The organism is Candidatus Rubrimentiphilum sp. (assembly GCA_035710515.1).
GTDB lineage: Bacteria > Vulcanimicrobiota > Vulcanimicrobiia > Vulcanimicrobiales > Vulcanimicrobiaceae > Rubrimentiphilum.
This window is the reverse complement of sequence record DASTDE010000004.1, coordinates 688,998-701,054: the sequence shown is the minus strand read 5'-3', so window position 1 is coordinate 701,054 and position 12,057 is coordinate 688,998. Positions and strand designations below refer to the sequence as shown.

Below are 12,057 nucleotides of genomic sequence, written 5' to 3'. Positions count from 1 at the left end.
CTCGTTCAGACGGTTCAACCGCGCGGCGGCGAACCCCAGCCGGACTGTACATACTTTCCGTCGACCACGATCGCCGGCACCGTCGGGTCGCCGCCGGTCAGCGCGAACATTTGCTCGCGCAGCCGATCGTCGTTTTCGGCGTCATGGACCGTATATGGAGTTCTTACCCGGTCGTAGTACTCGCGGGCTGCGCGGCAGTACGGGCACGAGGGACTGACATACAGCTCCAGCTTTGCCCCCGGAGGGATGTGCTCAACGTCGAACCCGGCAGCCATGCCTTTGGTCTTCGTGCCGACGCCGCTCGGCAACCTCCGCGACATCACGCTGCGCGCGCTCGACACCCTGCGCGACTGCACGCTGCTCGTCGCCGAGGATTCACGCGTTGCAAAAAAGCTTTTGCACGCCCTCGCGCTGCCGGGTAAAGAGATCCGCAGTTATCGCGAACAGAACGCGCGCGCGGCGACGCGATCGATTCTCGAACGCGCGCGCCAAGAGTTGGTTGCAGTCGTCACGGACGCAGGCATGCCGGGCATCTCCGATCCGGGAGCGGAGCTCGTCGCGGCGGCGCGCGACGCCGGCGTCGCGGTTGAAGTCTTGCCCGGACCCAACGCGGCACTGGGCGCCGCCGTACTCTCGGGCTTTTCGCTCGGCCGTTTCATCTTCGAAGGCTTTCCGCCGCGCACCAGCTCTGCGCGCCGCACTGCATTTCAACGTGCGTTCGAGTTAGGAATTCCAAGTATCTGGTACGAATCGCCCAACCGCATTCGCGCAAGCCTGCGCGATCTCGCGAGCGTCGATCCTTCGGCGCGTGTTTTCTTGCTACGCGAATACACCAAGCGCTTCGAAGAGCAGCTGCACGGCACCGCGGCGCAGATCGAGGCCAAGCTCGGCGAGCGCGTTCGCGGTGAGATCTCTCTCGTCGTCATGCCCTCGCCGAAAGCGCCGGCGTGCCCGCCGTCCGCGCGCGATCTCGACGCCGCCATCGACGCGCTTTTGGAAACCTCACACAGCGTGGCGTCCGTTGCCAAGACGCTGGCGGCGCGAGGCTTCGGCGAGCGAAACGCGATCTACGCGCGGGCGGGCAAGCGAAAACGCTCCCGCGAGGAATAGAAGCCCATGCCGCGAGCGTTTTACGTCACCACGCCCATCTATTATATTAGCGGCGATCCGCACATCGGGCATGCGTACACCACGATCGTCGCCGACGTTTTGGCGCGCACGGCGCGTACGGCCGGCCCCGCGCGCTTCCTCACCGGCACCGACGAGCACGGACAAAAAGTAGCCGACGCCGCGGCGGCCGCCGGAAAATCGCCGCAGGAATGGTGTGACGAGCTTGTGCCGCGCTGGAAGGAACTCTTCGCGCTCTACCACGTCGAGTACGACGACTTCATCCGGACGACGCAGCCGCGGCACGAGCGCGTCGTGCAGGCGGTCTTCAAGAAAATGCTCGCAAACGGCGACGTCTATCTCGGAAAGTACGAAGGCTGGTACTGCGTCGCCGACGAGACGTTTTGGCCGCAAGCCAAGCTGATCGAAGGAAAATGCCCCACCTGCGGGCGCGCCGTCGAGTGGCTTTCCGAGGACGACTGGTTCTTTCGGCTCACTAAGTACGCAGAACGCCTCAAACAGCATTTTCGCGAGCATCCGAATTGGGTACGCCCTCGCGCGGTGTACAACGAGATGATGCAACTATTGGAGGAAGGGCTTGACGATCTGAGCATTTCGCGCACCAACTTCAGCTGGGGCATTCCCGTCCCCGAAGGTCAAGGCGTGATCTACGTCTGGTTCGACGCGCTCTTGAACTACATCTCGGCGCTCGAATGGCCCGACGGAAAAGATATGCGCAGGTTCTGGCCGGCCAGCGTGCAGTTGATTGGAAAAGAGATCGCGCGGTTTCACACGCTCATCTGGCCGGCGATGCTGTGGAGCATCGGCGAGGCTGCACCGGAGTCGGTCTTCGCGCACGGCTGGATCACGGTCGAGGGAGAAAAGATCGGCAAGAGCCGCGGCAACGCGGTGGATCCGTTCGCGCTGGCGGAGCGGTTCGGCGCGGATTCGATGCGCTATTTTCTTCTGCGCGAAGCGCCCTTCGGCAGCGACTTCTCGTACTCCGAAGAGAAGATCGTCCAGCGCTACAACAGCGACCTGGGCAACGATTTGGGAAATCTGCTGCGGCGATCGCTCTCGATGCTGGCGCAGTATCGCAACGGACTGGTTCCGCAAGCCGTTGACGGCGCGATCGCCGAGCGCTTCGCGGACCTGGGCGAACGCGTGCGCGGCCTGATCTTCCAACTGCAGTTCCGGGATGCGCTCGAGGCGATCTGGGAGCTCGTCACGGCCCTCAACCGGACCATCGACGAGCGCAAGCCCTGGGTCTTATATAAGGAAGGACGGAGCGCGGAACTCGACGCGCTCTTATACGAACTCTGCGAAGGCTTGCGCTGGCTGGCGATCTTACTAGCGCCCTTCATGCCCGAGCGCGCACGTGCGATGTGGCAGCAGCTCGGCGTCGAGGAACCGATCGATGCGAGCTGGGACGACGCGCTACGCTGGGGCGGGATCGCCGCCGGCACGCAGACGGCTCCCGGCGAAGCGCTCTTCCCGCGCAAGGAGCCGATAACGTAAGCATGATCGACCGGCGCCGGCGGGCACTCAGCACCGCGTTTCGCCTCGGCGTACTGGTGCTGGCCGTCGCGATTACTGCATCGCTTGCGCCGTCTGCCTTGCGGCATTTACCGCGCCAAGACCTCATCGCACTAGCACTCGTACTCGTTCTCTTCACTCTGCTCGCCCGGATCAACATTCCGCTTGACTCGCAGGCCTTCGCGCGGAAGCGAGGCACGGAACCGGGCCGCATCATGCTCGAGTTGCCGCTCATCCTGACTGTCGTCGACGTCTACGGACCGGTAATTGCCGCCGCGCTTACGCTCGTCGCGTATCCGATCGCAGCCAGCGGCCGCGGCGGGAGCAGCGGTTTATTCCGGCGCCTCTTCCAGGGTGCGCCGCAGGCAATTCTGTGGCTGTTCGCAGGCGCGCTGCGATTGGAACTCTATCCCGGACGCATCGGGCTTTCGATTGGATCATATTTGGCGTTCGTGGCCTTTTATGTCTTGGCGTTCTACATGTTCTTGTACGGAGTGTGGACGCCGCTGCGCATGCTCTCGACGCAAACCTCGCTGCGCCGGCTCTGGCGAAATCTTTCGCGCGACTCGCGCCTGATGGTCTTGCTGCTGCTGCTCACATCGTGGGGATACGTCTGCACGATCGGCTGGTCGCAGATCGGCATTGCATTCGGACTTGCCAGCCTGGCGCCGTTGCCGTTCCTCGCGATCGCGCTGCGCCAGCTGCATGAAAACCAAATCGAACTGCACCGGTTGAGGCTGGCGCGGGATGCTGTGCAAGCCATGCTCGGCGCCGGCGACCCTATTCCGCAAATGAACTCGCTCCTGGCGAGTTTGCACACGCCGGCGGCTCACGAAACGCTTCAGATCTACGCCGCCATCACCCCGAGCGACATGCGCCTCGCGCCGCTTGCCTCAATCGGTCCGCACCCGAAGCCCGAACAGATGGAACTTGGCACCCGCGCTCTTCAGGAATTGAATCGATCCGATAGACCGGCCGTTATAGTGCGAAACAGCAGCTTCTTTGCATTCGGGCATGCCGCCCGTGCTTCCGACGACGCGCTGCTCGGCGTGCTGCTCGTGCATCGCCCGTACGCCAACGCGCAGTTCGTGGATCGCAAACGTATGACGGACGCCGCCGCCGATCTCGCGCCGCTTCTGCGCGATTTCCGTTCGATCGCTGCTACCCAGAACGCCGCCGCGCTCGACATGCTCACCGGAATGCCCAACCGGCGGACCATCATGCAGTTGCTGCGCGATCGCGTCGACAACGTCGCCATCGGAGGCGCCTGCGCGGTCTTTCTGGTGGACATCGATCGCTTTAAATCCATCAACGATACGCTCGGACATCAGGCCGGCGACCACTGCTTGCGCTCCATCGGACAGACGATCGTACACTCCATTCGGAGCAACGACCGCTGCGGACGCATCGGCGGCGAAGAGTTTCTCATCTTGATGCCCGACACGAACGCCGAAACAGCCGTCGCAATCGGCGAGCGGCTGCGCGCGGCGATCTCAACACTGGACGTTCGCCACGCGGACGGCGAGCACGTGACGGTCAGCATCGGCGTCGCGGTTGCCACCGTCAGCGACACGGTAGAATCGTTGCTCGCGCGCGCCGACCACGCGCTCTACCAAGCCAAACGCCAGGGCCGCAACCGCGTGGTCGAAGCGCACGAGTAGTGCTCAGCCTCCTCGACACACACGCACACCTGCACGATAAGGCCTTCGACGACGATCGCGGGGCCGCCGTCGAGCGCATGCGAGCCGCGGGAGTCGCAACCGCAATTACCGTTGGTTGCGATCTCAGCGATACGCAACGAGCCTTCGCGACCGCCGCGCAGTACGGTCTCTTCGCATCGGCCGGCATTCATCCGCACGAAGCCAAAGACGCGCCGGCCGACATCGCCGCCGCATTCGAACCGTTCCTGCGCAACTCGCGCATCGCTGCAATCGGCGAAACCGGGCTCGACTACTACTACGATCACAGCCCGCGCGACGTCCAACAACGCGTTCTACGCGCGCAGATGGCGATCGCGCGCACAGCCGGGCTGCCGCTCATCTTTCATCATCGCGACGCGTTCGAAGACTTCTCGGCCATTCTGCGCGACGAGTGGCAATCGGGCATGCGCGGCGTGGTGCACTGCTTTACCGGCGATGAGGCGCAGGCGAAGACGTACGTCGAGGAGTTCGGGCTGTATCTAGGCATCGGCGGCATCATCACGTTCAAGACCGCTCAGCCGATACGGGACGCGGTCCTTGCCACCGGCATCGATCGCCTCGTGCTCGAAACGGACTGCCCCTATCTGGCCCCGATTCCGCACCGCGGTCAGCGGAACGAGCCGGCTTACGTCGCGGTTACGGCGCAGAAAGTCGCCGAGATTCTTTCGTTACCGGCGCAAGACGTTGCCGAGATCACGACGCAGAATGCGAAGAAGCTCTTCCGAGCGCTTTAGTTAATCGAACGTCCCGGGTTTGAACATCGGACTTTTCTTCGTGCGGTCGAGCCCGGCTTTCAGCAACGCTTTGAGCCCGCGCGCCGCCTCGGCGTCATAGGTCTGGAAATTGAAACATCCCTTGCCCTGCATACGCTTTTTCAGCTCCGGAGCACACGCCGCGATCAAATCCGGAAACATGTAGACCGGCACGAGGTGGAACGATACGTAGCTCTTATTCGCGACGACCCCAGCTACCATGAACGGCGCTTTCCGGATCTGCCACTTGCCGTTGACGAGTATTTCGAATGACTTGGCTTTCGTCATCAGCATGTACCGGCCGGGTTTCTCATGCGTCAGGCTTAGCTTCTTCGCATACGGCTGCAGCAGCTTAGCATAACGGTCGGCAACCTCTATACGATCGGCTTGCGTCATGAAAGGGCCTTCGAGCGGGGTCAAATAGTGTCATCCTGAGCGTAGTGTTTACTCCTGAGCGAGCGAATGCGAGTCGAAGGGCGAAGGGCGGCCGAGCTTGTCGAGGCCCACGTGAGGCGAACGTGTGCGGGCTTCGTCCAGGCTCGCTTCGCTCGCTGCTCAGCCGTGGTTCGACAAGCTCACCATGACACCGGGGCTCAGGATGACAACGGGGTTGCCGTGTTCCACGTAGATTGGAATCGGCGGCGAAGATGCGCGAGCACGTCGGGTGCGTCCGTTCGCAGGCCCCAATCGATCTGATCGCCGTTCACGTAACTGGACGTCGCATTCGCCGAGCCGATCCACGCGCGCGCGCCGTCGACGATCGCCATCTTTTCGTCCGAACTGCTGACGCGAACGGCTACTCCGGCTTGCGCCAGCGACGCTAGCGCGCGTTCGGACTTGGCGTTCAGATCGCGCTGCGCGACGATCAGCCTGCACGGAACGCCGGATTGCGCCAAGCGCTTTAATTCGCCATACGCGCCGCCGCCCGATCCGAACGACTCGCTTTCGACGTCGACGCGTTTCGCGTGCGCGGCGCTGGCGAGCAAACGCCGTTCGGCGGCGAGCGCTTGCGCTTTGCTCGTCCAAAACTCTTCGCTTCTTACGGACGGCTGTCGAAGCGCCGCTGCTTCGATCGCGGCGATGTCAGTCCGAAAATCGTCGCGCACAATCGTGTCGCCGCCGTCGGGCCAGTTGCGATCGTCCAAATACGCAACGCCGTCACAGACCGCGGCCTTCATGTGCAGCGCCGGGCCGTTGCGCGCGTTGGTGTCGACGAGTTTGGCGTCGGCGCCTAGCCGGCGCAATGCCTTCACCGCACGACGGTTGTCCGCGATCAGGTGGCCGGCGGTGTCGCCGTAAGGCCGTCCTTCGAGACGAACCCTCACGCTCGCACCGCGCCTGGCGGCATCTTCGAGGTTTTCGAGGACCCGGCCGGGACGAAGCGCGTAAGCGGTCAGCAAGACCGATCGCGCGCCGCGGATAGCGGCGACGACCTGCTTTTCAGAGATGAGCGAAATCACATGACGCAATCACGACGGACGGCGGTTCCGCAAAGGGCGTCTCCACAGGAACGCCGACCGCCGCTTGGAAGCGTAACCTTTCGCATGAACGCTACTCCGACGGCCCATCCGCCCGGCACCGACAAGAGCGATTATGTCCGCGAAATGTTCGCCGAGATCGCGCCGCGCTACGACGCGACGAATAAGGTCATCAGCGCGGGAATGGACGAGGGCTGGCGCCGGCGCACGATTGCGCTCTTGCGGCCGCCGCATAATGGGCGGATCCTCGATCTTGCCTGCGGCACGGGCGACATCGTTTTTCATTTGGTGCGTACCGACCCGTCGCTGCGTGTAACCGGCGTCGACTTTTGCGAACCGATGCTGGAGGGGGCGCGGGCACGCGCCCAACGGATTCGCGGCGAGATCGATTTCGTCGAAGGCGACGTGATGCGGCTGCCGTTTGCCGATAACACTTTTGATGGCGCGACCATGGGATTTGCCATGCGCAACGTGGCCGATATCGATGCAACGCTGCGCGAGGTGCGGCGCGTGCTCAAACCGGGCGCGCGGTTTGCAAATCTCGATATGAGCAAGGCTCCCAACGCCGCCTGGAAGGCGTGCTTCGACTTGTATTTCTACCGGATCGTGCCGTTGATTGGCGGACTCGTCAGCGGATCGCGGCAAGCCTACACGTATCTGCCGAATTCTTTGACGCATCATCCCAACGCCGAAGCCCTGCGCGACCGGTTCACTGCCGCGGGATTTGAAAACGCCGGCTTCGCGCGGCTCATGGGCGGAGCGGTCGCAGTGCACTACGGAAGCAAACCGCAGTGATTCAGAACGCACGTGTCAATGGGCGGCGCGACGAGATCGAGACGTTTTTTCGCGACACGTTCACCACCGACAATCCGCTGATAACCGAAGCGGTGAAGCGCATGCTGGCGGCCGGCGGAAAACGTCTGCGCCCGCGGCTCACGCTGATGGCGGCGCACGTGCGCGATCCGAAGCCGGATCGCCACTTACAGCTGGCGGCTTACATGGAGTTGATTCATGTCGCCACGCTGATTCACGACGACGTCGTCGACAACGCGCAGACCCGGCGCGGCGTCAATGCGACGGCCGTCGACTTCGGCAACCGCATCAGCGTACTGGCGGGCGATTATCTCTTTGCGTGGATCTTCAAGAATGTCACCGAGTCCTACCCGCCGCCGATTCCGAACATTCTTTCGGCGGTGCTCGCCGAGATCTGCGACGGCGAAGTGCTGCAGCTGCGTTCGCTCGGAGACTTGAGCCTCTCGCAAGACGCGTACGTCGAGATCGTCGCCAAGAAAACGGCATCGCTTTTTGCCGCCGCGGCCGAATGCGGAGCGATTGCCGGCGGCGCAAGCGCGCGAGAGGTCCGGGCGCTGCGCGACTTTGGATTGAACTACGGCATCGCGTTTCAAATGCGTGATGACCTGCTGGACGTGACCGCCGATGCCGCCACGCTCGGAAAGCCCGTCGGCAACGACCTGGCCGAGCGTAAGATGACGATTCCGTTAATTCTGGCGCTGCAGACAGGCGGCGCCGATCTCTGCGGCATGGTCGAGCGTTTCTATGAGGGAAGAGAGCAAGACACCGGCGCCGTCATCGACGGGATCCGGCGCTCGGGCGCGGTCGAGGCGACGAGGACGCAGATCGCCGAGTATGCCGGACGCGCGGAGCATTCGCTCCAACCCCTCCAAGACGGCGCAGCCAAGGACGAACTGCGATTGCTGGCCGCCGAAGTGACCGAAAAACTTTTCTAGAAAGAGAGACGTTATGCACCCGATTCTCGCCCTGGGAAGCCCCGAAATCATCATGATCATCATCGGGTTGGGCGTCCTGCTCTTCGGAGCGGAGAAGCTGCCGAAGCTCGCGCGCAGCGCCGGTCTGGCGAAAAAAGAGTTTATGGTGGGACAAGCCGAGGCTGACCTGGCGGCTGCCAAAGCGCGCGAGGATGCTCGCGTGCGCGCCCAAGAAGCCGGCGCCGACGTGATGGACAACGTCTCGCAGAACAACGCCTCCGGCACCGGCGCCGACATTCCGCCGCCAACTACGGACAAAGGAACGTTAAGCGGCTGATCTCGTGTCCGAAACCTGGGACCAAAAGGAAATGAGCTTTACGGAGCACCTGCGGGAGCTCCGTAAACGTCTCTTGATATCGATCGTCACGGTCTTCGGACTGGGCGTCGTACTGTTCATCCCGGCGCCGTATGCAATCGATTTTCTCAAGAACGCCTATTTCCACAACGTCCAGCTGCACGCGTTCGGCCCTGCCGACGCGATCCTGGCGGAATTCAAATTCTCGATCTACGCGGCAATCGTACTTGGACTGCCCGTACTGCTTTACCAACTGTGGATGTTTGTCGTGCCCGCTTTTCATCCGCGCACGCGCAAACTCGTCTACGTCTACATTGCGCCGTCCGTGATACTCGCGTTCGCCGGAATCGCGTTCGCGCATTTCGTCGTGCTGCCGCGGGTTGTCGGCACGCTTATTTTGGTGACCAATAACATCGCCACGCCAACTTTTGGAATCGAATCGACGATCAATTTCCTGCTGCTGATTTTTCTGGCATTCGCGCTGATCTTTCAGACGCCGATCATCATGGTGGCGCTGGCACGCATCGGCATCATCAACTCGGCCTTCCTGCGCCGAAACCGCAGGTACTTTCTCTTCGGCTTCTTCGTCTGCGGTGCGATCCTCGCCCCGGACGGCAACCCGCTGACGATGGCGCTTATGGCCGTGCCGATGTATCTGCTGTACGAAGCCAGCTTGTGGATCATCGTCCTGCTCGAAAAGTCGTGGCGCGCTGAAGCGTTGAGCGTAGGATCGTAACCATGCGGGAGTTATACGCCGATTCCCATCTGAACAGGCGCATCCGCGCTGCGCGCTGCGCGCCCCCCGCCGGTGAAACCGTCGGGGCCCCCGGCCTTCGGCCCCTCTGCATCATGCTCGGTAACTAAGGCATGCGCGCACTGTACGACGATTTCGTTAGGACGTTTGGGAACGTGCTTTTTGCGGTGTGCCTGTTCTTGGTTTGGGGTCTGCTCACGCTGATTGGCGTGGTCATCGGTCAAGGCAAGGATCCCAGCGTGTATTTCGACGCCTACGCTGCTCCGCTCGCACGCCTCATCCTGCGTCTCAACTTCGACAACATCTATCACACGCCGTATTACGTCGGCATCATCGGGCTCATTCTGCTTTCGCTGGCGGTCTGCACGTTCAAGCGCGTCATCCCAGCCAGACTTCCTCCGCTGCGCGCGGTGAACATCGAAAAGATTCCGCTGCACGCGAGCATTGACGTCCGGGGCGACGCCGCAGGCATTCGCGATCGCGTCGAGACATTTTTTCGAACGCGCGGCTGGCAGGTGCGCAAACGCGAACTGGGCGGAACGGAGTGGACGTTCGCGGATAAGCACAATTGGGCACGGCGCGGCGTACTGGTGGCGCACGCCGGCTTCGTCATCATCGCTGCGGGCACGACGATCTACTGGGCCAAAGGCTTCTCGGGCGACGAGGCGATCGTCACAGGTCAAACGGTCTCGGTCCCGCACACGCAGACCTCGATCCGGTTGAACGGCTTCTCCTATAAGATAAAACCGATTCTCACCAAGAGCGGCATGGTCTACCAGCCGATCGATTACGTTTCTCGCGTCACCGCGATCGGCAAAGACGGCGTACCGCGGCAAGCCACGGTCCGCGTGAATCATCCGCTCGACGTCGACGGCACGCTCTTCTATCAAAACAGCTACGGTTTCGCCTTGCGCTTCGGCGTCACGCACGACGGCGTGCGCGTTCCGGCTTTGGCGAACCGCGATTACCTTACGGGGGACGAAATCGCTCTTCCGGGAACGCAGCGCACCGTTGCCGTTGCTCAATTTGTGCCGACCGTGGACCGTCTCAGCGGGCAGCCCTCCGCGGATCCGCGCGTCAACCATCCCGCGGTATTTCTGCAAATCTTCGACAACGGCCAAGCCGCCGGCGCGGGGCTTGTCCCGATGAACTCCGCGATCGACGTCGGCGGCGGGTGGCGCATCACTCCGCAGCGGTACCTGTTCGTGAGCGGCATCCAATACACGCACGATCCGGGCGTTCCGCTGGTCGGAATCGGAGCGTTCGTACTCTTGGCGGGCTTGATTATTTCGTTCCATATGCTGCCCGCGCGGTTCTTCGTGCGCGTGGACCCGACACCGGCGGGCGCCACCATCGGAGTTGCTGCGACGACGGTCAAGGGCTACGACATCTTCGAAAAGCAATTCAACGACCTGGTCGCCGAGCTCGACCGCGATCTCAATCCGCGGCGGCCGGCGCCGAAACTCAATCTGGCGGAGGCAACGTAAGCGCATGCAACCAAAGATGCCGCTCGACGAAGTTCTGATGATCGTCGCGCTGGGCGCGTACATCGTCAGCGCACTCGCGCTTTTGGTTTACCTGTTCTCTCGCGACGAGTGGCTGCGGCACTTGGGCATTCCGCTCGCTATTATCGGCTGCGTAGCGCAGTTCGCACAGTTAATCGCGCGTTACGAGATCACCGGCATATGGCCGCTGCTGAACCTTTACGGCTCGCTGTCGCTCTTTGCCGCGGTTGCTGTAGCGATTTTCATTTTTTTCGCATTCCGCTACAACCTGTGGTTCGCCGGCGCATTCGTCATCGGCTTGGCCGCGATCTTTCTCGCATATGGCATAACGTGGAACGAGGGCACGATGCCGGCCGTGCCGTCGCTGCAATCGTACTGGGCAAAGATTCACGTCCCGCTCGTGGTCTCGTCGTACGCGGCGTTCATGGTTTCGTTCGTCATGAGCATTCTGTTTCTCGTGAAGTATTATTTCGAACGCTATTTTGGTGGTCAGCCTGTGACCCCGTTCGCAGATGTCGCCGGCGTGGCGATGCGAAGCACGTACGCCTATCAGGCCGCTTCGCTCGCAATACAGGATGCCGGCCTTACAGTGACCCCGGTTTCATTCAAAATGGACACGCCGAACATTGTAGCCGCCGCTTCGCAAGGCAACGCCGTCGCGCAATGGCTCAACACCATTCCGAGCCTCGCACAACTCGACGTGCTGATCTATCGCATCGTCGCCGTCGGACTGCCGCTTTTGACATTGGGGATAATCACGGGCGCGATGTGGGCCCACGAGTCCTGGGGCCATTACTGGCAATGGGACCCCAAGGAAACGGCCGCTCTCTTTTCCTGGATCGTCTACGCGATTTACATGCACTTGCATACGCGCAACGCGTGGCGCGGAGTGCGCTCCGCATGGGTCAGCGTTGGCGGCTTCCTTTCGATCATGTTCTGCTACTTTGGCGTGAACATATTCATCAGCGGCCTCCACAGCTATAAGTTATAGTCGCCCTATGTCGTTCTCGCTTTGGCGAAGGTTAATCGCTCGAACGACATAGGGCTCCTGGAGGACAGCGACTGTTAGGGCGACTCGCTAAAGCGGTCCCGTGCCCATCTGAGAGGTTGGTCGTGGCGCCGGCGGAAAAGCCGCCCTAGAAT

Annotated in this window: 13 protein-coding genes; 10 read left to right on the top strand and 3 right to left on the bottom strand. The window is 62.0% G+C overall.

Annotated elements, in window-relative coordinates; translation table 11 throughout:
• Positions 1 to 14: 14 nt before the first annotated feature.
• Positions 15 to 275, bottom strand: a complete 261-nt coding sequence (locus VFO29_12505; GenBank protein ID HET9394329.1) for a glutaredoxin — start codon at positions 273 to 275, stop codon at positions 15 to 17.
• Between VFO29_12505 and rsmI the strand changes: the two genes are divergently transcribed.
• The 4 genes from rsmI to VFO29_12485 are packed head-to-tail and all read left to right on the top strand — an operon-like array spanning position 274 to position 5,077.
• Positions 274 to 1,110, top strand: coding sequence for a 16S rRNA (cytidine(1402)-2'-O)-methyltransferase (rsmI, locus tag VFO29_12500; protein ID HET9394328.1), 837 nt, complete (start codon positions 274 to 276; stop codon positions 1,108 to 1,110). The genes VFO29_12505 and rsmI overlap by 2 nt on opposite strands.
• Positions 1,111 to 1,116: 6 nt before the next feature.
• The gene (gene metG, locus VFO29_12495; protein HET9394327.1) at positions 1,117 to 2,625 is read left to right on the top strand and encodes a methionine--tRNA ligase; all 1,509 of its coding nucleotides are present in this window, start codon (positions 1,117 to 1,119) and stop codon (positions 2,623 to 2,625) included.
• A 2-nt stretch (positions 2,626 to 2,627) separates the two neighbouring features.
• Positions 2,628 to 4,304: a GGDEF domain-containing protein gene (locus VFO29_12490; protein HET9394326.1), complete on the top strand. Its 1,677-nt coding sequence runs from the start codon at positions 2,628 to 2,630 to the stop codon at positions 4,302 to 4,304.
• Positions 4,304 to 5,077, top strand: a complete 774-nt coding sequence (locus tag VFO29_12485; protein HET9394325.1) for a TatD family hydrolase — start codon at positions 4,304 to 4,306, stop codon at positions 5,075 to 5,077. Before VFO29_12490 ends, VFO29_12485 begins: the two co-directional genes overlap by 1 nt.
• Here the strand turns inward: VFO29_12485 and VFO29_12480 are convergent, their stop codons facing one another.
• Positions 5,078 to 5,491: a hypothetical protein gene (locus VFO29_12480; GenBank protein ID HET9394324.1), complete on the bottom strand. Its 414-nt coding sequence runs from the start codon at positions 5,489 to 5,491 to the stop codon at positions 5,078 to 5,080.
• A 197-nt stretch (positions 5,492 to 5,688) separates the two neighbouring features.
• Positions 5,689 to 6,555, bottom strand: coding sequence for a phospholipase D-like domain-containing protein (locus tag VFO29_12475; GenBank protein ID HET9394323.1), 867 nt, complete (start codon positions 6,553 to 6,555; stop codon positions 5,689 to 5,691).
• 84 nt (positions 6,556 to 6,639) lie between these two features.
• On the opposite strand from VFO29_12475, the gene ubiE reads away from it, so the two are divergent.
• The 6 genes from ubiE to ccsB all read left to right on the top strand — a co-directional run bounded on the left by ubiE (position 6,640) and on the right by ccsB (position 11,905).
• Positions 6,640 to 7,368: a bifunctional demethylmenaquinone methyltransferase/2-methoxy-6-polyprenyl-1,4-benzoquinol methylase UbiE gene (ubiE, locus tag VFO29_12470; GenBank protein ID HET9394322.1), complete on the top strand. Its 729-nt coding sequence runs from the start codon at positions 6,640 to 6,642 to the stop codon at positions 7,366 to 7,368.
• Complete coding sequence (locus VFO29_12465; protein HET9394321.1) at positions 7,365 to 8,321, top strand: polyprenyl synthetase family protein; 957 nt, start codon at positions 7,365 to 7,367, stop codon at positions 8,319 to 8,321. The genes ubiE and VFO29_12465 overlap by 4 nt, the downstream gene beginning before the upstream one ends.
• Before the next feature lie 13 nt (positions 8,322 to 8,334).
• The gene (locus VFO29_12460; GenBank protein HET9394320.1) at positions 8,335 to 8,637 is read left to right on the top strand and encodes a twin-arginine translocase TatA/TatE family subunit; all 303 of its coding nucleotides are present in this window, start codon (positions 8,335 to 8,337) and stop codon (positions 8,635 to 8,637) included.
• 31 nt (positions 8,638 to 8,668) lie between these two features.
• Positions 8,669 to 9,391 carry a twin-arginine translocase subunit TatC gene (gene tatC, locus VFO29_12455; GenBank protein HET9394319.1) on the top strand — a complete coding sequence of 241 codons (723 nt, stop codon included), beginning with the start codon at positions 8,669 to 8,671 and terminating at the stop codon, positions 9,389 to 9,391.
• A 131-nt stretch (positions 9,392 to 9,522) separates the two neighbouring features.
• Entirely contained in the window at positions 9,523 to 10,896 is a 1,374-nt protein-coding gene (locus VFO29_12450; protein HET9394318.1) for a cytochrome c biogenesis protein ResB, read from the top strand.
• Positions 10,897 to 10,900: 4 nt separating this feature from the next.
• Positions 10,901 to 11,905 (top strand): c-type cytochrome biogenesis protein CcsB, encoded by a 1,005-nt coding sequence (gene ccsB, locus VFO29_12445; protein ID HET9394317.1) that lies wholly within the window; start codon positions 10,901 to 10,903, stop codon positions 11,903 to 11,905.
• Positions 11,906 to 12,057 lie beyond the last annotated feature (152 nt).